General features: G+C 61.7%; 19 protein-coding genes and 1 tRNA gene. 9 read left to right on the forward strand and 11 right to left on the reverse strand.

Annotated features, from left to right (window positions below):
- Positions 1 to 69: 69 nt before the first annotated feature.
- From HMPREF2942_RS06835 to HMPREF2942_RS06870, 8 genes are all read right to left on the reverse strand, one after another.
- Positions 70 to 894, reverse strand: coding sequence for a hypothetical protein (locus HMPREF2942_RS06835; RefSeq protein ID WP_044150056.1), 825 nt, complete (start codon positions 892 to 894; stop codon positions 70 to 72).
- A gap of 201 nt (positions 895 to 1,095) precedes the next feature.
- Positions 1,096 to 1,935: a multidrug ABC transporter permease gene (locus HMPREF2942_RS06840; RefSeq protein ID WP_246824384.1), complete on the reverse strand. Its 840-nt coding sequence runs from the start codon at positions 1,933 to 1,935 to the stop codon at positions 1,096 to 1,098.
- 91 nt (positions 1,936 to 2,026) lie between these two features.
- Entirely contained in the window at positions 2,027 to 3,544 is a 1,518-nt protein-coding gene (locus tag HMPREF2942_RS06845) for an ABC transporter permease (protein WP_246824386.1), read from the reverse strand.
- A 294-nt stretch (positions 3,545 to 3,838) separates the two neighbouring features.
- Positions 3,839 to 4,432, reverse strand: coding sequence for a flagellar type III secretion system protein FlhB (locus HMPREF2942_RS06850; protein ID WP_005504401.1), 594 nt, complete (start codon positions 4,430 to 4,432; stop codon positions 3,839 to 3,841).
- Between the two features lie 110 nt (positions 4,433 to 4,542).
- Positions 4,543 to 5,280, reverse strand: coding sequence for an organic solvent tolerance protein OstA (locus HMPREF2942_RS06855; protein WP_246823611.1), 738 nt, complete (start codon positions 5,278 to 5,280; stop codon positions 4,543 to 4,545).
- 257 nt (positions 5,281 to 5,537) lie between these two features.
- Entirely contained in the window at positions 5,538 to 6,272 is a 735-nt protein-coding gene (locus tag HMPREF2942_RS06860) for an amino acid transporter (protein ID WP_070688712.1), read from the reverse strand.
- Between the two features lies 1 nt (position 6,273).
- Complete coding sequence (locus HMPREF2942_RS06865) at positions 6,274 to 6,783, reverse strand: asparaginase domain-containing protein (RefSeq protein WP_083313470.1); 510 nt, start codon at positions 6,781 to 6,783, stop codon at positions 6,274 to 6,276.
- Positions 6,784 to 6,952: 169 nt separating this feature from the next.
- Positions 6,953 to 7,025 (reverse strand) — tRNA-Lys (locus HMPREF2942_RS06870).
- A gap of 87 nt (positions 7,026 to 7,112) precedes the next feature.
- Between HMPREF2942_RS06870 and HMPREF2942_RS06875 the strand changes: the two genes are divergently transcribed.
- From HMPREF2942_RS06875 to HMPREF2942_RS06900, 6 genes are all read left to right on the forward strand, one after another.
- On the forward strand, positions 7,113 to 7,886 hold the full coding sequence (locus HMPREF2942_RS06875; RefSeq protein WP_083313471.1) for a histone acetyltransferase: 774 nt from the start codon (positions 7,113 to 7,115) through the stop codon (positions 7,884 to 7,886).
- A 396-nt stretch (positions 7,887 to 8,282) separates the two neighbouring features.
- A complete protein-coding gene (locus tag HMPREF2942_RS06880) occupies positions 8,283 to 8,900 on the forward strand; it encodes a hypothetical protein (RefSeq protein WP_005504391.1) in 618 nt (205 codons plus the stop codon).
- The gene (locus tag HMPREF2942_RS06885) at positions 8,900 to 9,934 is read left to right on the forward strand and encodes an inorganic phosphate transporter (RefSeq protein ID WP_070688715.1); all 1,035 of its coding nucleotides are present in this window, start codon (positions 8,900 to 8,902) and stop codon (positions 9,932 to 9,934) included. Before HMPREF2942_RS06880 ends, HMPREF2942_RS06885 begins: the two co-directional genes overlap by 1 nt.
- Before the next feature lie 131 nt (positions 9,935 to 10,065).
- Positions 10,066 to 11,133: a glycosyltransferase family 2 protein gene (locus tag HMPREF2942_RS06890; protein WP_070604984.1), complete on the forward strand. Its 1,068-nt coding sequence runs from the start codon at positions 10,066 to 10,068 to the stop codon at positions 11,131 to 11,133.
- 2 nt (positions 11,134 to 11,135) lie between these two features.
- Positions 11,136 to 12,878: a polysaccharide pyruvyl transferase family protein gene (locus HMPREF2942_RS06895; protein ID WP_070688716.1), complete on the forward strand. Its 1,743-nt coding sequence runs from the start codon at positions 11,136 to 11,138 to the stop codon at positions 12,876 to 12,878.
- Positions 12,879 to 13,040: 162 nt separating this feature from the next.
- The gene (locus tag HMPREF2942_RS06900) at positions 13,041 to 14,369 is read left to right on the forward strand and encodes an FUSC family protein (RefSeq protein WP_070634642.1); all 1,329 of its coding nucleotides are present in this window, start codon (positions 13,041 to 13,043) and stop codon (positions 14,367 to 14,369) included.
- 132 nt (positions 14,370 to 14,501) lie between these two features.
- Here the strand turns inward: HMPREF2942_RS06900 and radA are convergent, their stop codons facing one another.
- A complete protein-coding gene (gene radA, locus HMPREF2942_RS06905) occupies positions 14,502 to 15,935 on the reverse strand; it encodes a DNA repair protein RadA (protein WP_070688717.1) in 1,434 nt (477 codons plus the stop codon).
- A gap of 208 nt (positions 15,936 to 16,143) precedes the next feature.
- On the opposite strand from radA, the gene disA reads away from it, so the two are divergent.
- Positions 16,144 to 17,220 (forward strand): DNA integrity scanning diadenylate cyclase DisA, encoded by a 1,077-nt coding sequence (gene disA, locus HMPREF2942_RS06910; RefSeq protein WP_070688718.1) that lies wholly within the window; start codon positions 16,144 to 16,146, stop codon positions 17,218 to 17,220.
- Between the two features lie 154 nt (positions 17,221 to 17,374).
- On the forward strand, positions 17,375 to 17,614 hold the full coding sequence (locus tag HMPREF2942_RS06915) for a hypothetical protein (RefSeq protein ID WP_005507607.1): 240 nt from the start codon (positions 17,375 to 17,377) through the stop codon (positions 17,612 to 17,614).
- Positions 17,615 to 17,714: 100 nt separating this feature from the next.
- Here HMPREF2942_RS06915 and HMPREF2942_RS06920 read toward each other — a convergent pair whose 3' ends face one another.
- Positions 17,715 to 18,512 carry a hypothetical protein gene (locus tag HMPREF2942_RS06920; RefSeq protein WP_070641862.1) on the reverse strand — a complete coding sequence of 266 codons (798 nt, stop codon included), beginning with the start codon at positions 18,510 to 18,512 and terminating at the stop codon, positions 17,715 to 17,717.
- Between the two features lie 92 nt (positions 18,513 to 18,604).
- Between HMPREF2942_RS06920 and HMPREF2942_RS06925 the strand changes: the two genes are divergently transcribed.
- Positions 18,605 to 19,639, forward strand: a complete 1,035-nt coding sequence (locus HMPREF2942_RS06925; RefSeq protein ID WP_070641864.1) for an HhH-GPD family protein — start codon at positions 18,605 to 18,607, stop codon at positions 19,637 to 19,639.
- 137 nt (positions 19,640 to 19,776) lie between these two features.
- On the opposite strand, the gene HMPREF2942_RS06930 is transcribed toward HMPREF2942_RS06925, so the two are convergent.
- Positions 19,777 to 22,344 carry an ATP-dependent Clp protease ATP-binding subunit gene (locus HMPREF2942_RS06930; RefSeq protein WP_070641867.1) on the reverse strand — a complete coding sequence of 856 codons (2,568 nt, stop codon included), beginning with the start codon at positions 22,342 to 22,344 and terminating at the stop codon, positions 19,777 to 19,779.
- Positions 22,345 to 22,352 lie beyond the last annotated feature (8 nt).

Genomic DNA, 22,352 nt, shown 5'->3' on the forward strand with positions numbered 1-22,352 from the left:
GTTTGGTATCCCCACCCTTTTCACGCTCTGAGCCTTTTGGTGATAGTGGCGCCGTTTGAGGCAAACATCCTAGTTGAGGCGGTTCCCGCCTTCATTGAAGTTCGTGTTAGGTGCCTGTGGATTCTGATCAACCACCTGACTATGCGACGTTCTGCCGGTAGCCGTGTACGCCCACACAGATGGACGGGTCAGCAACACAATATTCCGGATGTAGAGGACAGTAATGAAGACACCAATCGCAGTATCTATGAGAAGAGTGACCGCAAAATCTGCAGAGTCGCGGGACTGCAACTCGTCCATCAACAAGGCGAGATAGCTGGAGTCTATGAGGAAATCTTCCACATACACAAACATGCGGCTCAAGACCTCGTAGGCGCTGTACATGAGGGTAAGTATGTGCGCCCATCTGTGTCCTTTCCAGGTCATCCAGAAGAGGAAAATCTGGATAAGAACAAAGATGAGAGGGTACCCCAGCATACGCACGATAAGCTCAGGTAGCGTCACCACACCGGCGATTGGTTTACCGTAGAGCAGGAAGAATTGGATAGTACTGAAAAGCGACAGAATAATAATCGCGGCGGTGCACCACTTAGCACTGTGCAGAGCCTTCGGGCGTACCCGCCCCGCATGTTCGGAGGCGGCAACGTAACCGGCGGTCGCGTCCCGGTAGCCGGTAGTGGCATGCTCGGGAGCGCCGTTGCTGGGTGCGTTATCCTCTGCCGCGTTATTGTCTACCGCACCGGTGGGGGCGGCGTTGTTGGTGGCGGTGTTGTTGGATGTGCCGTCACCCTCTACCGTGCTACTTTCAGGCTCATTGGACGGTAGCAAAACACTGTACTCGGGAACCGTGTACTCCGGATTATTCAAGGGCTGCTTCGGGGTACGTTCTGACATCGTCGTTCCTTTCTCCCCTGGCACCCACCCCGCGCTACAGTGCACGGAGCGGGCGTTAAAGAGTCTTACCTTAAGGATATAAAGAGGCGCGCCGCACCCTAGGAAAGCAGTACCCTTTCTCAGCGTATTCAGAGGTATCCGAGTAACCACGTGCACCATTCCGAGGGCTAGCCCCGGAACTCCTGACGTTGATGTTCCTTTCTACGTGCCCCATCCCGCGCTACGGTGCGGGGGTCGAGGGGTATTTCCCCCTGATGAGGTGCGTTCGTCATCCTCATCGTCAGCGAAAATCTCTCGAAGTTCTGCCGGGACCTGACCGGCAGCCTGTCTCGTCTCAGACATCATCTGCTGGTGTTCTAGCGCACGTGCCCCGCTAACGATTTGGGTGTACGTCCTAATAGGAGCACGAGTCAGCAGCACAATCATCAGGAGGTAAAGAACGAGAGTAAGAACGCCGCTCGCGATACGCACCAGGCTGGACGCCGCAGCCGCTCTAGAGCTTAACTCCGAGAAATTATCCGCAAGAATAAGCACACCGCTAGCAGCCGCGAGAGCGCAGTAGATGATGGCAAGAATGCGCGCCCACTCACGGCCATCCCAGACTTTCCAGAGGATAAAGATCGGGATGATGGAGGCGAAGAGGGTAAACGCCAGCATGGAGAAGAGAGTTCTCACCACCATCTCAAAATCGATATACGACTGCCATGGGAGCATAACCGACAGAAAATTACTCAGGGTCCCCAACGCAATCATGGCGGTTGCACACCATATGACGCTGCGCATAGCCTGCGGGCGCTTCGGAATTACCTGCTCGGCGGAGACAGTCGCGGTGTAGTCGGCGGTCGCCTCCCGATAGCCGGTAGTGGCTTGCTCGGGGGTGCTGGCGTGCTCGGGGGCGCTGTCGCCGGGCGCGTTGTCCTCTGCCGCACTACTCTCCACCGTGCTATTTTCAGCCTCGTCGGAGGGCAACAGCACGCTGTACTCGGGAACCGTGTACTCCGGATCGTTCAACGGTTGCTTTGGGGTGCGTTCTGACATCATTGTTCCTTTCTACTCTTCGCGCCCCGCCCCGCACGCTATAGCGCAGGGCGGGTGCAGAAGAGAGTTTCCCCATGAGGAGGGGCATCTTGCCCTAGTTGAGGCGGTAGCCTTCTTCGGTGTACACGGAAGTATCCTTGTAGCCGCGCTGTTCGCTGCGGGAGTTCCTCCGTGCATCCGTGCGGCGGGTCGTCTTGTACTGCTGCGCGACCGCTTCTTCAGCCCGTCGGTTAGCTTCCGTTTCTTCCCAACGCGTCTGCTCTTCTTCCATGTGAGCACGCATTTCTGCGTCCTGATGCCTAACGACCCGAGTCTCACCGGCGTTCACCTGTTCGCGCGCCTTCAACCGCGCCAACCTCGCGGTAGCCATATAAACCCTGGTGGAACGGCTCAAGAGCAACACAACAATCAGGGTGGAGAGGAGCGTAATCAAGGTGTCGGCAACATTCCTAGACAGCACAGCTGCCGCGTAGTACTGAGAACTCCACGTCTGCGTACCATTCAGCAACCGGGAAAGATAACCAGTCGTCAGGAAGGTGTTCACAAAATCTATCAAGCCCCTGATAGCTATATAAGCGAAGCTAATAAAGATGACGACATACGCCCAGAATCGACCTCTCCATAATCGCCAGAGAACAAACATCGGTATGGCGTGCTCAACGAGGAGGAGCACTACACCGGGGATAATGAAACCCACCCATAATTCGACGCCATCGGCTGAACGCCCGTCAATCATATGTAGGAAGATTTTATGGGTTGCTTCCACCGCCATAATGGCGACAAAGCATCGCATGACGCCGCGCAGCGCCTTCGGGCGCGGCGGGAGCACCACCTTAGGCGCGGCAGGCGCGGCAGGCGCGGTAGAGCCAGCAGTAGCCTTCTCGCCCCCGTGTGCTTGCTCGTGGGGCTTACCCGCCTCACCAGTGGAGGCGCCACCAACATTAGGCTTTACACCCGCCTTCTGGGCGCGCTGAACCTGCTGTATCTCATCCAGCAGGCGGTTCTTCTCCACCGGATCATTCGAGAGCGCATAATCGGCAGAAAGCTCACGCAACAGATGCTCGGTAGAGTCCTTAACAGGGCCCTCTTCCTTCTCGAGCTGACGAAGAACATCCTCGCGAGTCAGCTCTTCGTCATCCTCGGCACCCGAGGTGTTTTCCTCGATAGCCCACATCTGTTTCCGAATTACCGCACGGCTCGGAACCGCCCCCACGGCAGGGCGAGTCAGCAGGAACATGAGGACGGCGCTACCCGCCGTAATGACCGCCACCAGAGCCTGCGTCACGATAGACGAAGCGGCGGCAGGATGCGACGCCGGATCCAAAGCAGTGAACGCAGGGAAAAGCACCTGAGCCAGACCAAAAACACCGGCGAAAGAAAGCACACCGCTCAAGGAGCACAGCAGAAGGTACAGCATCATCAGACGGCGCGGATTAATGTACCCATCCTTGACCCAATCCAGAACGATCCAGAGGAACGGCACCACCACGATGGCCTCAGGCAGAACCTTCGGCAGGGCATAACTCAGGAACGAGCCGATGTTCACACTACGACCCGCAGTAACAAGAATCTGGTACGCATCCAGGAGGAAATACACCAGGATGAGCGTCATAGCGATGGAATAGGCTTTACCAAGAATCGCCAGTCCCCGGTTAAATTCCTGCTCCCTCTCGCCAACTATGCCAAGGTTTCTTTTCGCCTCTTCAAACGCCGCCCGCTCATCATATGTGCGCTTGGGGGCGCCGGGGCTAGTCTGCGATGAGGATTCGTGCGCAGGTTCGGAAGTAGGGTGCACGAGTCATCCTAACTGTGGTTGTGTGAATAGTGGTTGGGTAAAAAAAGTTATCGGTAAACCGCAGACCCGGGCCCCACAGGACCTGCAGGATCCGTGGCCAGACCTATGATGCTAAATCAGGTAATCCTCGCTGCGGCGCACACGCCAATCACGGCGCGCCTCCATATAAGAACGCGACTGACGCGACCACACCAACGCCAACGCCACCACGCACACCAGCATGTACGGACCCGCAATATACACCGGCGTGTACAGCGGCGAAGCGCTACTGAGCAGTAGCTCAACATCCTGGCTCGGCGCACCATTCAACGTGCCCAGAAGAGCCGCCACAGTCAGCATAATCAGCAAAGAAGCCAAAACGCCCAACGCCAACGCCACCGACAGCACCAACGCCGCCCACCGGTAACCACGCAGATAAGCCACCGTGCAGAAACCGTGCAGGGTCACGTTACCGAACGCGCTGACCATCAGGAAAAGCACCGGATAGTACGCCTGCGCATCCACCAGCGACTGGGCGCGCCAGGTCGAAAAATGTGACAAATGGGTAGTCGCATAGGAGACGCCGGTGTACGCAATCAGCGCCAGCCAGCCCACAGCAATAACAAGCAGAACCCAACCCGCCACAGACACGAGAGTGGGGGTGGCGGGCTTCGTAGGATGCGTGGTGTTCGGAGCGGATGGCGGAGAGGACTCGACGGCGGACATAGCTGAATCTTTCGGATATCGGCTGATAGTGTGCGGAAAACGTATGAGCGAGTGTGTGATGTGAGTGTGGGCGGCGGCGCGGCGTTCGTCTACCGCGCCGCCTCAAAACTTTAGGCAGAAGTGGACGGGTCAACCGTCGCAGAAATACTGTCAGGTAGCAACGGAGAATCTGCCCGGTTCGCCATCGCAATTCGCAAGTTGTTGAAGCGGTAAATGGTCAGCAACGATAAACCGACCTCGCTCAACCAGACCAAGCCCAAGACAACAAGTATCAGCAGGGGGTCAAGCCCCATCGAAACTCCAGCCCAGTCGAGCATCAGCAGCAGGAACGTAATCGGTGAAAGCACCAGCCCCACGGCAACATACCCGATCAGGGAGCAGATAGCCCAAACGCTATACACGGAGGCGTCCGTCGAATCATTCGGAGGGCGCATCAGCGGCCACATCTGAACCACCAGGTAAAGCGCCGCCACAAAACCAAAGCAAATCGCCAACGGCTGCGTGTACTGGGAGATAATGAGCCCTTCGACCAGGGTCAAAATACTCAAAATAACGGCGCGGACTAGCAGGTTCTTCTTGAGCTTCTGCTTGCGCTCCTTCACCTCGTCAGCGGTGTAGGTGCGCAGAAAAGCGGGAACCTGACCCTGCCCCGGGAACGGCGGCAGAGGGCCCGTCGGGTGCGTACGCACCACAATCGGCGGGTTCGTACCATCCTGAATGATGACGGTAGAAGTCGCCGAAATAACCGGATGCGAGCCAGTCACCACCGGCGGCACGTTCAGCGGAACGGACACCTCCGGCGTAGCAGGAGTCACGTGACGGATAGGCGCCTGAAAGCGGGTCTGCATACTGATATCTTCATCCGGGTGTTCTGCGGATGAAGCGGCATCTGTGTTCAGGTGTGTAGCGCCCATGAGTGGCCTCCTGGCAGGTGCGGGTCGTGTTTCTGTCTCTACCGTATCACGCGTACTTTAAGGGAATCTGAGCAGTGGCTGGGCATCGTTGAGAGCGTGTCACACCGCCACTTATCACCCCATCAACACCCCTCAGGCATCACCCAGCAGAGGCGCGGATGCGCTGGGATTCCCTCGCCCGTCGGTGCTCGTTAGCTCTGCTCCGCAGTACGCGAAGCCTCAGTGTTCAACTCCTCAGCGTTCGGCGCCTCGGTATTCGGCTCTGCCGGATTCGGTTCCTCAGCCTTCTGCTCTTCTGCCTTCTGCTCTTCTGCGCCCTGTTGCTCCGATTGTTGCTTCTGCCGCGTCAAACGCAAGCTCCTACGAACCGCCAAACTATAGAACAGCGAGAACAGAAGCTCCAACGCGAAGGACGCCATGACCGTCAGCAGGCTCACCGTATAGACCACGCCCACACGATCCAGCAGCGTCTGCGGGCCCTGCACCGTCACAAGCGCATAGGCAAAGAACGCCGTCATAATCGCCGCCGCGACCCCGGATGCCACATTCGCCAGCAACACCAACTTCACCGAACGGTTCGCCCGGTAAATCATGGCAACCCACATGTGCATCACCAGGTAGACCAGCGGCACCGCACCAATCGGAAAAAGCGTGACGCGGATGAAGTAATAAACAACAATCAGCGAGGGTACGACCAGCAGCAGCACACGCACCAGGTACAGGTTCTTAGCCGGCAGCGGGTAATCACTGGTGACATTCCAGAACTCATCAGCCTGCTGCTCCAGCTCATCCATAGCCTGCAGCTGCATAAGCTGCGCCTGCGACATATGCTCCTGCGGCACAAGATCCGAGGAGCCCTCCACCGGCGCAAGCTCAGCGGCAGAAACCGGTTCACCCCGCAGCATACGAGCAGAAGAATCAGCCATCTTAGCCCTCAAAAATGCCGCGAGAACGATCCTTACGCACGCTCTCAGCAGGGAAAATACGACCGCTCATGCTGATGTACACGCCCGGCTCCAGCAGGTTCAGAGCGGCAATAGCGGCACCCAGGTTGAAACCGGCATCCGAACGAGCCATCACGGCGGGCTGCATCGCACCGGTCAGCACCACAACCTTATCGCCCAGGTCGGCGTGCTCCACCAGGTAGCGGGCAGTCTCCGGCATGGTGTCGGTACCGTGAGTGATGAGCACTTGGTCGTTAGTGACCGCGTTCAGCGCCTCGGTCAGCTCGGCACGATCCTCATCGGTCATGTCCAGGCTGTCCTTGCCAATCAGCGGGCGAATACCAAAACGGATATCGGTAATCACGCGGTCCAGCAGGTCCTTAGCGGCAGGCTCACCAATATCCATGGTGCCCGCCACCGAATAGAACTTATCGATCGTGCCGCCAGTGGCAAGAATCGTGATTTCTTCGGGGTTCTTAATGGTGACGCTCACGGGTTTCCTCATCTTTTCGGGTCAACGTACACGAATCAAAAACTGCCAGGCCAACCCGGCAGGACACGCCCCACCACACGGAATCAACACGGGGTAAAACCCCGCACACGAGGGTGAAGACGCAAAAACCCGCCGACCCCCGCAAAGCGGGAGGCGACGGGTCGGCTAGTGCGCCCTGTGGGGCTCGAACCCACGACCTGCGGATTAAAAGTCCGTAGCTCTACCGACTGAGCTAAAGGCGCTCCTATCCACACAAAACTGAAAGTGTGCAGATAGAAATACTATACACTACCGGCCCCCAGCTAATGAACGGTACACTGGGAAATCCTATGTCTACACCCGCATCATCAACCGGCGCCTCCGGGCGCACCCGACACCGCACCCACCACCGCCCCGTCCTCTACTCCGCCGAGAAATTTGAACGCCACGAAGGCGGCATGGACCCCGCCGCACGCGAAGAGGCGGCGCACGCCTCCGCACGAATCCTGCTGATGCGCGGACGCGGCACCGACGAGCAGATGACCGAACGGCTCGTCAGCTTCACCGACGACTACGGTATTGAGACGCTCGCCGAACTCTGGTCGCACGCGAGCGCCCACTCCCTGCCGGGTGCGCTGTGGCGCATGTACTGGCTGCGGGACGTGGTGCATCGTTCGCCGCGCGGGGTGAGCCGCGCTTTTGAGCTGGGCATGGCGGAGGATTACCGTTCGCACGTGGTGGCGGGTGTTCCCGACCCGCCGAGTGCCGATGAGGTGGTCCGCACGATTGATGAGATTCTGGCGGGCCTGTACACCGGCGATATGGACATTGCGATGGAACGTTGCGCCGCGTTTGCGCACGTGGTGGCGTTGGGTATTCGCACCGATTATGCGCGCTCTGCCGGGCAGGATGGTGCGGTTCCGGGCAGCCACGAGGTGAAGCGTGAGGCGGTGGAGCGTCGTGCTCGTCTGCCGCGTCAGGCTCAGCAGATGGAGCAGATCGCGCACGATTTGGAGGCGGTCGCCGCCCAGCTGCGCGCCGTTGAGGCTGGTCAGCAGGCTAACGGGGGTTCCGGGGCTGATTCTGCGCAGGAAAAATCGCAGACCAACCTCGAAGCATTCTAGTCTTATGCAACGTTTGGGCGCCTAAAAATGCGGGTTCGTGCCGCGAATTGGCACAGGTTCCACATTGGGCCGCAAAGGCCTGAAAAGCCTGTTTCTAATTGACTCTGCGCCGGGTGCGGGTGGATAATAATTACAAGATGTCGGGTTGCTAATAGGTAGCCCCGGGCTCCAAATCTTTAGCCGCTTCGAGCGGCCTTCCGCCGAGAGGCGCTCCCAACCCGACATCCCTAAACGTTCCGGTGGGGGTCGAGAAATCGACCCCCACCGTTTTTTGCTTAAAACCCCGTCTAGAAGCCGCCGTCAGCCCGACGCAGTTGTGTCTGAAGCTCGAGCGCTCGTGAGATGCGCGCGGGCTATGCGCACCCGCAGCCCCCAATACTGGTTAGACTGGGAACTATGCTGCACCGACTTTTCCCCCACGCCAACGAATCCCTCGCCTCCCTCGCTGAAATTTCAGCGCAGGTCGGTGAGGCGGCGGCATTGCTCTCTGAAATGGTCGGCTCCCCCGTCGCGGAGTACCCCGAACTCTTCGAACGCATGCTCACCCACGAGGCGGACTCCACGAACCTGCTGTTCCGCACCCTCACCGAGGTGCGCAGCTCCTTCTCCCCACCGATTCCGCGTGAAGACCTGTACACGCTGGCACGCAAGCTCACCAACGCCGTTGAGAAGCTCACCAGCGCCGCGCACGTGCTGTCCCTGCACAGCATTGACGGCTTCGCCACGCACATCACCTCGATTCTGGACATTATTCAGCGTCAGGCGGTGCTGACCGCCGCCGTCATCCCCAAGCTTGCCGATATTCGCGGCCTCGACAACTACTGGATGGACATGCTGCGCATCTCCCGCCAGGCGCTACGCACCGCCGAAGAGTACGACGCATACATTGCCGAACGCTACACCCCCGAACGGTACCGCCGCTACGCCACCTTCCTGGCACAGCTGACCGCCGCCTCCAACGCTATGCGTGATGTGTCTGCCGAAATCGGCCGCATTATCGTTCAGGAATCCTAATGTTCCTGGGTCTTCTAGCCTGCTGCGCCTTCATTGCCGCGGTCTACGTTACCGGTGTGCACGACGCCTCAAACGCCGTCGCTGTTCCGGTGCGTACCCGCGCCCTCGGCGAGCGCTCCGCCCTCTACCTTGCCGCGCTCTTCAACGTGCTCGGTGTGGTCGGTGCGTTCCTGCTGCTCGGTGAGTATTCTGCCTCGTGGGTGAGTGCCCCGGAGGGTATCACCGGTCTGAACGGCATTGTTGCGGCACTACTGGTCTGCGCTATTTGGGGTGTGCTCACCTGGGTTTCGAGGATTCCGTCTTCCTCGACCCACGCGCTGGTGGGTGCCCTTGCCGGCGTGAGCTGGTGGACCCAAACAAGGATCGACAGCGCCGCTGAAGGCTTCGGTTCGCTCGCCTTCCTGCCGCATATTTTTGGGGCGACCCTGCTGCCGCTCTTCTACCTGCCGCCGCTCATTTTTCTGCTGTCCTGGCTGATGGTGGTGCCGTTCTACCGGCTCGTGGTGGGGCATAATCCGCGCCTGGTGAATCAGCACGCCCGCGAGGTGCTGGCGGTGTCTGCCTCCGCAATTTCGCTGTTGCACGGCCTGCAGACCGGCTACCTGTACTTGCTGCTGTGGGCGCTGCTGAGCGAACGCATCATGGACCCGGCGCTACTCCAGTCCCTCACCAGGGGCGGGATGCTGCTGGGCGCCCTCATCATTTCCCTCAGCCTGGGTGCGGGCACGCTGACCGGTGGCCGCCGCATCGGCTACACCTTCGCCTACAAGATGGTGCGTCTGGACCCGTTCCGCGGCGCGGTTGCCCAGGGTACGACCGCCGTGGTTCAGGTACTCGGCTACTTCCTGCTGCAGGTGCCGTTCTCCTCCTCGCACCTGGCGACCGCCTCGGCGCTCGGCGCGGGCGTGAACCAGCGTTTTAATGCGTTGAAGTCCAGGATTGTTCTGCAGATTCTTCTGGTGTGGCTGGTAACCATTCCGGCGTGCTTTGTGTTCGGAGTGCTGGCGATGGTGGCTCTACAGTCCATCCACTAGATTTTAGGGGCGGTGCATGCTCACTGCCGCGGGATAGCCGGGCGGCGGGTTGAGTCTGAACGGTGCGCACCCTCATAATGGTTGAGTTCTTGGGCTGGCACGCGCCCACTCACCCTCGACTGATTGTGGTTATGTCTTCCCCTACCGTAGCTATTCTGGTCCGCACGAAGGGCCGCCCCCGCTTCTTGAGCCGCGCGCTGGAGAATATCGCGCAGCAGACCTTCACCGACTACACGGTCTGCGTGATTAACGACGGAGGCGACGAGCAGGCAACCCGCGCCGTCATTGAGGCTTCTCCACTGGGTTTGCTGGGTTCTAACGCGCACGATTCCAGCCGCGTGCAGCTGCTGACCACCGCCGGCGGCAACATGGAGGCGGCATCCAACGCCGGTTTGGCGGCGACCACCTCCGAATACGTGGCGATTCACGATGACGACGACCTGTGGGCACCCGAGTTCCTGGAGCGCACCGTCGCGGCGCTGGAAGAGAGCGGCGCGCTCATGTGCACCACCCGCGTTGTGGAGCGGTACGAACGTGAGAACGCCGACGGCGAGTTCGAGGTGTACGAGGAGCGTATTTTCCACGACGGCCTGCCCGGCATGGGTTTGCAGTTCCTCTTCCGCACGAACCGTGCCGTGCCGATCGGTATTCTCTACCGCCGCAGCCTACACGAGCTGGTCGGTTTCTACGATGAGTCCCTGCCGGTGGTCGGCGACTGGGAGTTCAACATGCGTGCCGCCTCCGTTGCGGATATTCTGCTGGTGGATGAGCCGCTGGCGTACTGGTCGCTACGCCCCGACGCGGAGGGCTCCGAGGCGAATAGCGTGAAGCGCCAGGCTGATCACGCCCGCTTCGATTCGATGGTGCGTGCCCGCGCTATCCGTGAGGATTTGCAGGCGGGTGCCCGACCGGGTGCGTACCTGTATCAGGCGCATTTGGCGGCTGACCTGGAGCGTCGCGTGATTGACGGGCACGATCTGACCCGCGAATCCCTAGATATTCTGCGCTCTATTGAGAGCCGCCTGGCACGTATTGAGGCCCGTCAGCAGGCCATTGAGAACCGCCAGCAGGCTATTGAGGAGCGTCTGCGGGTTCTGAAGCACCTGCGCACCCCGGGCCGCGCGCTGCGTTCCTTGGCGAAGCGTTCCCTAGTTCGTCGCGGTGCTGAGGCTGAGTCGGCAGATCAGAAGGGCGCATAGCCATGACAGAGAACAATTATTCTTCTACAGCACTGCCCGTTACTGAAGCACCGCGCGTGCTCGTCATTGGCGATATCGGCCAGCACACCTACCACGTGGGCGACGAAGCCATGACCATTGCGAGCGCTCAGGCGCTTTCCGAAGGCGGCGCGGCGGTCACCCTCATGACCCGCGATGTGGGCCATTCGGCGCGCTATATTGGCGCAGCGGTGAATCATGAGGCGGCACAGCATGAGGCGGGCGCGCCCTACGAGTACCTGCCGTTTTTCCTCTTCCCCTGGGCGCCGGCTGAACGCGAGCTGACCCTCGCGGCGTTCGAGTGCGTCCTGACGGAGCTGCACGCCGACCGAGAGCGCCCCTCCGTTACCGAGCTGGTGGCGTTACCGCAGGTGCAGGCGCTGCCCGAGGTGTTGCATCCGCTGGAGCAGACCGTTGAGCGCATGGTGGAGTTCGCGGACTCCATCGCCGCAATGGATGCGATCGTGGTCTCCGGCGGCGGTAACCTCAACTCCCGTTACGGTTGGCTGCTCTACGAACGTGCCGCCGCGGTGCGTGCCGCCGAGCATGCGGGCGTGCCCGTGTACGTGACCGGTCAGTCCCTGGGCCCGGTCCTCAGCCCCGAGGACGCGCAGGTTCTAGAGCGCATGCTGCGCACCGCCCGCTCGGTGACGGTGCGTGAACGTTCTTCCCTCGCTTGGTGCCGTGAGCGGGGTATTGACGCGCGCCTGAGCGTGGACGACGCCACCGACTACCCGGTGGCTTCCCCAGCGCGTACCCTGCACTATGCGGAGGGTATTTCTGCAGGTCAGGCGCTTGATGAGCTGCCGGAGCACTACGTCTGCGTAACCGTCAACGAATGCACCAACCAGCAGGCGCAGCAGATTGCGCGCCTACTCGACGGCATGTGGCGCGAACACGGCTACGCACCCGTTTTCCTGAGCCACTACGGTGACCCGCAGGACCCGACAAGCGGCGATATTCAGGCGCACCAGCGCATCGCCGAGCGGCTCAGCCCATCCACCCCGGCGACCCTGCTACCGATTCTGCACGCCGACCAGAGCATCGCCGTGCACCGTGCGGCGGCGTTTACTCTGACCAGCCGCTACCACCCGGCGGTGTTCTCCGCCGCGGCGGGTATTCCCGTGCTTGCCCTCGTGCCGGATGCCTTCACGCAGATGCGCGTGGGCGGCGCCCTGAGCCTGTACGGGCTGGGCGAGTTCACCCTGCCGTTGGGCATGCTCGCCGGTGGTGTTCCCGAGCTGATGGTTGCCGCCGCCCTGCGACACGCGGCGGTGACATCGGATGCGCGCCGCACCGAGCTGCTGGAGGTTCTGCGAGCCGAACGTGCCTACCTGCTGGCGCAGATTCTTGCATCTGGCGCAGAAAAGCTGGACGAAGTAGAGGCACCCGCGCCCTTCCCCGCCGTGGAGCAGGTTCCGGCGCTCCCCGAGCCGCTGGGTGCGACCGTCCGTGCCGCCCGCGAGCTCTTCACCGAAACCTCCCTCACCGCGGGGTTCGAGTGGGCGATGTCTGACCGGGCGCATTCCTGGGATGCCGAGCACCGCCGGCAGCTCGAGCGCGCCCGCACAATCGGTGGCGGGTACAGCGCGCACGGTATTCACGGGGCGCACGGTGCAGAACAGACGCGCCCCGTCACCGTTGAGGCTTATTCTGAAGCACCCGCCGAGGCGCATCCCGCCCAGCCGGGTCTGCTGGCGAGGGTGGCGCGCCGCCTCCGCGGCTAGATTCGCGGCTAAGCCCCTTGCACTGAGGTTTCGGCACGCAAGCTGAGGTTTCGGCACGCAAAACCGCCCAAGCCGAGGCGCTAAGCGGGGTTCGGGGCGCGGGGTCTCTCACACTTCAACCCAACACTCCCCTACCCCCTTGTGCACCGCATGTGCGCCGGTATGATGGTGCCCATGGCACGATTCGCAGACATTCTACGCACTACTGAACAGAACACCCGACAGTTCATTCATGAGGGTATTCACCGAGTCCGAGCAGACTTCTTTCAGTCTGTGCAGATTGTTGCGGCGTCTATGGGCGCTTGGCTTTTCGCTGAGCGCGTCCTGGGCCACCACGAGCCCATTTTCGCGCCGGTGGCTGCCCTCGTATCCCTCGGCTATGTAAGCGGTGCTAAGCATTCCCGCCGAATCCTTGAGGTCTCCTTCGGCGTGACCCTCGGCATTCTCATTGGCGACCTTCTGCTGATCCTGCTCGGTCACGGTACCTGGCAGGCGGCAGTGGTGCTTTTCTTGACCGTGATTATTGCCCGATTTATTGATAAGGGCATTATTTTTACGATTCAGCTCAGCTTCCAGGCCTGTTTCACGTTGCTGCTGCCCGTACCTGACGATGCGTTCACCCGCAGTTTTGACGGTATCGTCGGTGGCGCGTTCGCGTTCCTCGCGATGTATCTGATGCCGCGCGACCCGCGTAAGAACCCGCGTGCCCGCGCGCAGGCTCTCATGGATGCGTTCGCGAAGGTTTTCCAGCTCTCCTCCGAGGCAATCCGCTACTACGATTACAACAAGGCGTACCAGAGCCTGCTCGATGCGCGCGCCCTGCAGCCGCTCTACGATGCATGCCGCGGTGACCTGATTACCGCGCAGGGCATGAGCGAGCTGTCCTGGAATAGCCGCAAGAGCAAGGGCGAGCTGGCGCGCATGGCGAAGACCCTCGCCGCGGTGGATTTGGCGATTCGTAACGACCGCGTGCTCAACCGCCGCATGGCGTCCACGATTCACCACGTGCAGCTACGAACTGCCGCGCAGCTTTCACTCAGTGACGCGCTGACCGAGCTGTCGTTGGCAGCGCAGAGCCTCGGCCTGGGCATGTCTGCACCGACGGAAGGCGAACGCGAGCACTACATGATGGAGGCACGCGAACGCATGATCAAGCTTGCCGGCACCCTCGAGCCGCGCACCATGGGTGTGGCGACCTTTGAGGGCGAGTCGCTGGTGCTGATGCTCCGCCTGATTGTGGTCGACTTTTTGGAGGCGACCGGCATGTCCCACAAGGACGCCGTGGCGGTTCTGGTGCCCCTGGGCGAGGCGGTCACGAAGCATGCACCACGCACCTCGGCAATCCCGATTGTTGACGCTGACATGGACGACTCCACGGTGGTTGATGACGTGACCGATAGCGCGGTGAACACCCACCACACGAACAAGCTCAACACCCGCTCGATCAACATCATGTTGCACGAGAACGAGGAGGAGAGCCGCTCCTCCTAGCGGGTTTCTGGAGGGTTTCTAGCGGGGTCAGCGGCAACCCATCAAGACGCAACGGAGGGGGCTCCCGGCCGGTATTCACGCCAGCCGGGAGCCCCCTCCTCCGCTATCTCTATGCTGTTGATGCGCGGGCGGCTACTTCTGTGGGAAGAGCAGCGCGAGCGCCTCGCCCAGGGTGGTTACCTCACGCACGGTCACGCCCTCGGGCACGTCCCCCACGCCGGTCGGGGAGGCGGGCACCAGCACGTGCGTGAAGCCCAGGCGGCCCACCTCCGCAATGCGCTGGCGGATGCCCGGCACGGCGCGCACTTCACCCGCCAGGCCCACCTCGCCGAAGACTGCGAGTTTGCGCGGTAGCGGCTTATTTTGCGCCGCCGAGGCAAGCGCCATGACGCACGCCAGGTCGGCGGCGGGCTCGGCAATTTTTGCGCCGCCCACCGTGGATACATAGCAGTCGAGCTTGCCCACGTTCAGCCCGGCGCGGCGCTGCAGCACCGCCAGCAGCATCTGAATACGCGCCGAATCCAGGCCCGAAACGGTACGGCGCGGGGCGGGTGCCACCGCCTGATCCAGTAGCGCCTGTACCTCCGCGAGCAGGGGTCGGCGGCCCTCCATCGTGACGGTCACGCAGGTGCCCGCCACCGGGTGCGGGGTACTGGAGACGAACATGCCGGAGGGGTCCAGCACCGGTGCGATGCCGTCCTCGTGCATGTCGAAGCAGCCCACCTCGTCGGTGGGTCCGAAGCGGTTCTTAATCGCGCGTAGCATGCGGATATTCGAGTGCTTATCGCCCTCGAACTGGCAGACCACGTCCACCAGGTGCTCAAGCAGGCGCGGGCCCGCGATGGTGCCTTCCTTAGTCACGTGACCCACGAGCAGGGTGCACATATTGCGTTCCTTAGCCGCGGCAATCACGGAGGCGGCAACCTCACGCACCTGGGTCACACCGCCGGCGCTACCCTCAACTTCCGCGGAGGCGAGGGTCTGCACCGAGTCGATGACCAGCAGGGAGGGGTTGATCTGCTCAATATGCGCTAGGGCGGTGCCGAGGTCGGTTTCGCTGGTCAGGTAGAGGGTTTCCGCGATGGCGCCGATGCGGTCGGCGCGGAGCTTGACCTGCGCGGCGGATTCCTCGCCGGTGATGTACAGGACCGGGCGCGGCGGCTGGGGTGCGATATTCTGCGCCCCCTGCTGTCCCGCAATCCCGGCGGTGCCGCGCGCGAAGGTGGCGGCGACATCCAGCAGCAGGGTGGATTTGCCCACGCCGGGTTCGCCCGCCATGAGGATGACCGCGCCGGGTACGAGTCCACCACCGAGCACGCGATCAAATTCGGGGTTTCCGGTGCTCATGTAGGCGGCGACGCGCGAGTCGACCTCGGCGATGGGCTGGGCGGGTTTCTGCACGCTGGATGCGGCGCGGGTGCGCGCGCGGGTTCCCCCGGCGGCTTCTTCGACGGTGCCCCAGGTTTGGCATTCCCCGCAGCGGCCTACCCATTTGGCGGTGGTCCAGCCGCATTCGGTGCAGCGGTAGGCGGGTGCGGTTTTGGTGTTTTTCGTGCGCGCGGTCATGGGTCTATTTTAGGGTCTGGGGCGATATGGCGCGCGGTGTTTGGTCACGGCGAAATGGGGTACCACAGAACGCATTTTTACTCTTAAACGCAGATAGTTTAGCCCGGTGCACTCCCGTATAAATATCGAGAATATCCGTTCGTTTTTGAGGCACTTTAGCCCGCCGTTCCGCCCCTGACCTGGCTCAATAACCACCCTTACGGGTACAATGGTTTTCGTGCAGATGAATTATAGTGACCTATTGCTTAAAACTATCGCCCGAATCGCCCCCGGCACCGAGCTCCGCGAGGGCCTGGAACGCATCATGCGTGGCCGTACGGGCGCGCTCATCGTACTCGGATCCGACCGCACCGTATCCTCCCTGTCTTCGGGCGGTTTCAACATCGACACCGAGTTCTCGGCAACGCGCCTGCGCGAGCTGGCGAAGATGGACGGCGCTATCATCTGCGACCGTGACGCCACCCGCCTGTTGCACGCCGGCGTGCAGCTCATGCCGGACGCCTCCATTGACACGAACGAGTCCGGTACCCGCCACCGCACCGCCGAACGCACCGCGATTCAGACCGGTTTCCCGGTGATTTCGGTGAGCGCGTCGATGTCTATGATTTCGGTGTACGTTGACGGCACCCGCTACACGGTCGAGGACAGCCAGTACCTCATGGCCCGCGCGAACCAGGCGATTCAGACCCTTGAAAGCTATAAGAAGCGCCTGCGTTCGGTGCTTTCCTCACTCTCGGCCCTGGAGATTGAGTCCAACGTGTCCCTGGCGGATGTGGCGATGACCCTTCAGCGTATGGAGATGGTGAACCGCATTATCCGCGAGGTCAGCCACTACGTGCTGGAGCTCGGCGTGCACGGCCGCCTGATTGCCCTGCAGCTGGAGGAGCTGCGCGCCCCCGAGATGACCGCCAGCGATCTGATTCTGCGCGACTATCTGCCCGAGACGAATGACGAGCTGATCGCCGCCGGCGTTGAGGCGCTTCAGAACCTGGACGATATGGCTATCGTGGATCTGCGCACGATTGCCCGCACTGTCGGCTTTGGCGAGAACCCCGACCTGGAGTTCCCCCTGCAGCCTCGCGGTTTCCGTCTGCTCGCCGGTATTCCGAGCATCCCGAACGCTATTTCTGAGCGTCTGGTGGAGCGCTTCGGCAGCCTGCAGGCTCTGATGGCGGCGTCCCTTGAGGATTTGCGCGCCGTGGACGGTGTGGGTGAGGCTCGTGCCCGCACGGTGCGCGAGCAGCTCTCCCGCATGGCGGAGAGCAGCCTGGAGAAGTACCTCTAACAAAAGCTCATACGAGAAGCCCCCGCGCCGGAGACTATCTGGCACGGCGGCCTTTTCCTGCCTCACAAGAACCTTTTGCATTATGATGTAGTGACAGCGGAGTTCCCTCCGCACCCTGGTGCCTCAAGCATCATGACACCCCTTGGAGGTCACAATGTCGTACTCACGAGCTAAGTATCCGTCGGCTAAGCGCCCCGTCCCGTTCTTCGTGTGGGCGTCCCCCATTCTGTTCCTGATTTACCTGCCGCTGCTGTGGTTCAAGGTCATCCCCAATTCCTTTGAGGTGACCGACCTGTCCACCCTGCTTTTGGCGGCACTACAGTGGACCGCATTCGGTAGCCTGCTCGGGTACCTGGGTGAGCGCCGCTTCGCCAAGCCGCGCGCCTCCAAATAGTGCCACGCAATAGACCTATACAAAAAAGCCCCCGTGCCGGAGAATATCCAGCACGGGGGCTTTTGCGTGCCCATTCACGGGCGAAAACTATAGAAGTGAACTACTGAATCACAAAGTTCACCTGAGCCGAAGTCACACCATTCACCGTGGCAGTCGCCCAGTAAGAGCCCTTCTGAGCGGTCGAAGCGGAGGAGCAACCCAGGACGTTGATCTTACGATCCCACGCCAGGTCGGCTGCACCCTCAGCACCTGCGGCTACCTCAGACTTCTGAACGGCGGTCGCCGCGCACAGGCTACGGGTGTACACCTGAGCCGCACCGGAGGTGATGTTCAGGTCCACGCCGGTGTTCGCACCCTCGCCACCCACAGCGCAGGGGGTCTTCGAGGAGTTCGTGTAGGTCACGTGGAAGGACACCTGCTCACCGGCCGCGAAGGTACGCTTCGCGGGGGTGACGGTCACCTTCAGGTCGTTCGCGGTGCACGCCGCAACAGCAACCGCAGTGGTCACCGAGGGTGCCGGCACGGGGGTAGTCGGGGTCGCCGCAGGGGTGGTTGCCGCAGGGGTTGCCGCTGCGGTGGTCACGCTTGCAATGGGTGCCGCAGAAGCGGTCACCGAGGGGGTTGCCGAAGCAGTAGCCGACGCGGTTGCAGAGGCAGTCGCGCTAGCGGACGGGGTGGCCGAAGCAGTTTCGGAGGGGCGAGCACTGAAGCTCTGGAAGGGCGCACCGGAAGCCGTCGCAGTGGAGGCTACAGTGGCGTCCTTCTTGCCGTTAATCATGCCGACCATGGAGGTCACGCCAGCGACCAACAGCAGAATGACAGCGAGCAGAGCAATAACCGCCACGATACGACGGCGGCGGTAGACTTCGGGAGGCAGAACGGGACCATTTTCAGACATACCTCAAGGATACCGGGTTTAACCCTGAGATTCACAGTGAACTCTATTCATGCGGTTTTGGGAATATATGCCCTGTGGCGTAGGCTTTTCGGATGACCTCAGAGCCCAAACGCACCGCACGCACACGCCCGGAACCTACCCTGCCCGAAGGCACGAATACCGAGGCGCTCCACCACCGAATCAACCGGTGGTTCCTCGACCAGGCACGCGACCTTCCGTGGCGCCGCGACGAGTGCACCCCCTGGGGTGTGATGGTCAGCGAGTTCATGCTACAGCAGACCCCCGTCAAGCGCGTGCTGCCCGTGTGGGAGGAGTGGATGCGCCGCTGGCCCGCCCCCGCTGACCTTGCCGCCGAGCCCACCTCGGAGGCGGTGCGCGCCTGGGGCCGCCTGGGTTACCCGCGCCGCGCGCAGCGTCTGCACGGTGCCGCTGTAGCGATTGTGGAGCAGCACGGCGGCGAGGTTCCCGCCGACTACGATGCGCTACTGGCGCTGCCGGGCGTGGGCTCCTACACGGCGGCGGCGATTAGCGTGTTCGCATTCGGTCTACGCGCGACGGTGATTGATACGAATATCCGCCGCGTGCATGCGCGCGCTGTCTCCGGCAAGGCGTTGCCCTCGCGTTCGTTGACGGCTGCTGAGACTCGCCTGGCGGAGGCGCTCATGCCCGCCGACACCCCCACCTCCTGCCTGTGGAATGCGGCAACCATGGAGCTCGGCGCGCTGGTCTGCACGGCAAAGTCCCCGACCTGTCAGCTGTGCCCGGTGGAGGATCTGTGCGCCTGGGTTGCGGCAGGCAAGCCGGAGGCGGACTACACCCCCAAGGGTCAGAGCTGGCACGGCACGGACCGCCAGGTGCGCGGCGCAGTCATGGCGGTGCTGCGTGCGGCGCATGAGCCGGTGAATCGTGAGCTGATTTTGAGCGCGGGTGTAGCTTCGGCTGGCGATACGGCTTCGCCTGACTTGGCCTTCCCGGCGGATGCACCCGCCGCGGTGCATCGCCCGCTCAAGGCGCTGTATGCGCTCTCCCCCGCCGCCGAGCAGCTGCAGCGCTGCTACGCGGGGCTTCTGGCGGACTCTCTCGCCCGCGAAGTCACGCAGGGCGGTACTGTGCTCGTCTCGCTCTAGTACCCGCCGCAGACAGGCTCCTAGAGGCTCCTGGGGCTTATAATAGAAATGCCTGAGGGGCGGTACCGAATAATTCCGGTACCGCCCCTCAGGCGTTTAGTGCGCTAAGCCTAGCTACCTAGGACTTATTCCAGAGCTTAGTCGTTGCCCTGACCTTCAGCAGCAGGTGCCTCAGCTGCGGGAGCCTCTGCGGCATCCTCGTTCAGCTCCTGCACCGAGTCCAGAGCCAGCTCCTTCATCGGCTGAGAAGAGAAGACGAACTTCGCGGAGTCGCCCTCGCCCTCAACGTCCACGGTGATCTTCTCACCGGGCTTGATGTCGCCGAAGAGGATCTTCTCAGACAGGGCGTCCTCAATGTTGCGCTGCATCTCACGGCGCAGCGGACGAGCACCCATGGACGGGTCGTAACCCTTAGCCGCCATGAGGACCTTCGCAGCGTTGGTCAGCTCAATGGACATATCCTGCTCCGCCAGGCGCTTAGCCAGGCGACCCACGAACAGGTCCACAATCTGCAGAATCTCAGACTCGGAGAGCTGCGGGAAGACGATAATGTCATCCACGCGGTTGAGGAACTCGGGGCGGAAGTGCTCCTTGAGGTTCTCCATCACGCGTGCCTGCATGCGCTCGTAGTCGGCTGCGGTGTCGTCCATCGCCTGGAAACCAACCGGGATGCGGCGGTTCACGTCGCGCGAGCCCAGGTTGGTGGTCATGATGATGACGGTGTTCTTGAAGTCCACCACGCGACCCTGCGAGTCGGTCAGGCGACCGTCTTCCAGAATCTGCAGCAGCGAGTTGAACAGGTCGGCGTGGGCCTTCTCAACCTCGTCGAACAGGACCACGGAGAACGGCTTGCGGCGGACCTTCTCGGTCAGCTGGCCGCCCTCATCGTAGCCAACGTAGCCGGGAGGCGCACCGAACAGACGGGAGACGGTGTGCTTCTCCTGGTACTCGGACATATCCAGGGTGATGAGCGAATCCTCATCGCCAAACAGGAACTCGGCAAGAGCCTTGGCAAGCTCGGTCTTACCCACACCGGTCGGACCGGCGAAGATGAACGAACCACCGGGACGGCGCGGGTCCTTCAGACCTGCGCGGGTACGGCGGATAGCGCGGGACAGTGCCGCAATAGCGTGCTCCTGACCGATAACGCGCTTGTGGAGCTCCTGCTCCATGGTCAGCAGGCGGCTGGACTCTTCCTCGGTGATCTTGTAGACGGGAACACCGGTGGAAGCGGCCAGAACCTCAGAAATAACCTCGGGGGTCACGGTGCCGAATGCGTCGCCGCCTTCGCGCCATGCCTTCTCGGCTTCTTCCTTCTCAGCCAGGACCTTCTGCTCCTGATCACGCAGGCCTGCGGCCTTCTCGTAATCCTGGGAGTTGATGGCGTCTTCCTTCTGCTGGCGCAGCTTGGCGGCCTTCTCGTCGAGCAGCTTGATTTCCGGGGGTGCGGTCATGCGCTTGATGCGCAGGCGTGCGCCCGCCTCGTCAATCAGGTCGACAGCCTTATCCGGCAGGAAGCGGTCAGAGATGTAGCGTGCCGCAAGGTTCACGGCAGTCTCGATAGCCTCGTCGGTAATGGTGACGCGGTGGTGTGCCTCGTACTTATCGCGCACGCCCTTGAGGATCTGCACGGCGAGCTCCTGAGAGGGCTCATCAACCTGAATCGGCTGGAAGCGGCGCTCCAGGGCGGCGTCCTTCTCAATGTGCTTGCGGTACTCGTCCAGGGTGGTTGCACCGATGGTCTGCAGTTCGCCTCGAGCCAGCATGGGCTTGAGGATGGAGGCAGCGTCAATTGCGCCCTCTGCGGCACCTGCACCAACGAGGGTGTGGATCTCGTCAATGAACAGGATGATGTCGCCGCGGGAGCGAATCTCCTTCAGAACCTTCTTCAGGCGCTCTTCGAAGTCACCGCGGTAGCGCGAACCTGCGACCAGGGAGCCCAGGTCCAGGGTGTACAGGTGCTTGTCCTTGAGGGTTTCGGGGACGTCACCGTGCACGATAGCCTGTGCCAGGCCCTCCACGACGGCGGTCTTACCGACACCGGGCTCACCAATCAGCACGGGGTTGTTCTTAGTACGGCGGGAGAGGACCTGCATGACGCGTTCCATCTCCTTGTGGCGGCCGATGACCGGGTCCAGCTCGCCCTCACGCGCTGCTGCGGTGAGGTTGCGGCCGAACTGATCCAGGATGGTCGAACCCGCGGGAGTGCCTTCGCGAGAGTTGCCTGCACCCACGCCGGCGGTTTCCTTTTCACCGGAGTTGTTGCCGGGGTAGCCGGAAATCAAGTCCATCACGGCCTGGCGCACGGCAGCGGGCTCAGCGCCCAGCTTGACCAGCACCTGGTTTGCCACGCCCTCGTTTGCACGAACCATGCCCAGCAGGATGTGTTCGGTGCCGATGTAGCCGTGGTTCAGCTGAATAGCCTCGCGCATGGACAGTTCGAGAACCTTCTTCGCGCGCGGGGTGAAGGGGATGTGGCCGTTAGGCGCCTGGGGGCCGGGGCCGACGATGTCCTGAACCTGTTCACGTACTGCGTTCAGGGTAACGCCCAATGATTCCAGGGCGCGAGCACCGATGCCTTCGCCCTCGTGAATCAGACCGAGCAGCAGGTGTTCGGTACCGATGTAGTTGTGGTTGAGCATGCGTGCCTCTTCCTGGGCAAGCACCACAACACGCCGAGCTCGATCGGTAAAGCGTTCAAACATTTACGCAC

This window comes from Rothia sp. HMSC071C12, from assembly GCF_001813895.1.
GTDB lineage: Bacteria > Actinomycetota > Actinomycetes > Actinomycetales > Micrococcaceae > Rothia > Rothia mucilaginosa.

Coding starts and splice junctions, on each gene's coding strand:
- HMPREF2942_RS06835 (WP_044150056.1), bottom strand. CDS start 894: ATGTCAGAACGTACCCCGAAGCAGCCCTTGAATAATCCGGAGTACACG.
- HMPREF2942_RS06840 (WP_246824384.1), bottom strand. CDS start 1,935: ATGATGTCAGAACGCACCCCAAAGCAACCGTTGAACGATCCGGAGTAC.
- HMPREF2942_RS06845 (WP_246824386.1), bottom strand. CDS start 3,544: ATGACGCTCATCCTGGTGTATTTCCTCCTGGATGCGTACCAGATTCTT.
- HMPREF2942_RS06850 (WP_005504401.1), bottom strand. CDS start 4,432: ATGTCCGCCGTCGAGTCCTCTCCGCCATCCGCTCCGAACACCACGCAT.
- HMPREF2942_RS06855 (WP_246823611.1), bottom strand. CDS start 5,280: ATGCAGACCCGCTTTCAGGCGCCTATCCGTCACGTGACTCCTGCTACG.
- HMPREF2942_RS06860 (WP_070688712.1), bottom strand. CDS start 6,272: ATGGCTGATTCTTCTGCTCGTATGCTGCGGGGTGAACCGGTTTCTGCC.
- HMPREF2942_RS06875 (WP_083313471.1), top strand. CDS start 7,113: ATGTCTACACCCGCATCATCAACCGGCGCCTCCGGGCGCACCCGACAC.
- HMPREF2942_RS06880 (WP_005504391.1), top strand. CDS start 8,283: ATGCTGCACCGACTTTTCCCCCACGCCAACGAATCCCTCGCCTCCCTC.
- HMPREF2942_RS06885 (WP_070688715.1), top strand. CDS start 8,900: ATGTTCCTGGGTCTTCTAGCCTGCTGCGCCTTCATTGCCGCGGTCTAC.
- HMPREF2942_RS06890 (WP_070604984.1), top strand. CDS start 10,066: ATGTCTTCCCCTACCGTAGCTATTCTGGTCCGCACGAAGGGCCGCCCC.
- HMPREF2942_RS06895 (WP_070688716.1), top strand. CDS start 11,136: ATGACAGAGAACAATTATTCTTCTACAGCACTGCCCGTTACTGAAGCA.
- HMPREF2942_RS06900 (WP_070634642.1), top strand. CDS start 13,041: ATGATGGTGCCCATGGCACGATTCGCAGACATTCTACGCACTACTGAA.
- radA (WP_070688717.1), bottom strand. CDS start 15,935: ATGACCGCGCGCACGAAAAACACCAAAACCGCACCCGCCTACCGCTGC.
- disA (WP_070688718.1), top strand. CDS start 16,144: ATGGTTTTCGTGCAGATGAATTATAGTGACCTATTGCTTAAAACTATC.
- HMPREF2942_RS06915 (WP_005507607.1), top strand. CDS start 17,375: ATGTCGTACTCACGAGCTAAGTATCCGTCGGCTAAGCGCCCCGTCCCG.
- HMPREF2942_RS06920 (WP_070641862.1), bottom strand. CDS start 18,512: ATGTCTGAAAATGGTCCCGTTCTGCCTCCCGAAGTCTACCGCCGCCGT.
- HMPREF2942_RS06925 (WP_070641864.1), top strand. CDS start 18,605: ATGACCTCAGAGCCCAAACGCACCGCACGCACACGCCCGGAACCTACC.
- HMPREF2942_RS06930 (WP_070641867.1), bottom strand. CDS start 22,344: ATGTTTGAACGCTTTACCGATCGAGCTCGGCGTGTTGTGGTGCTTGCC.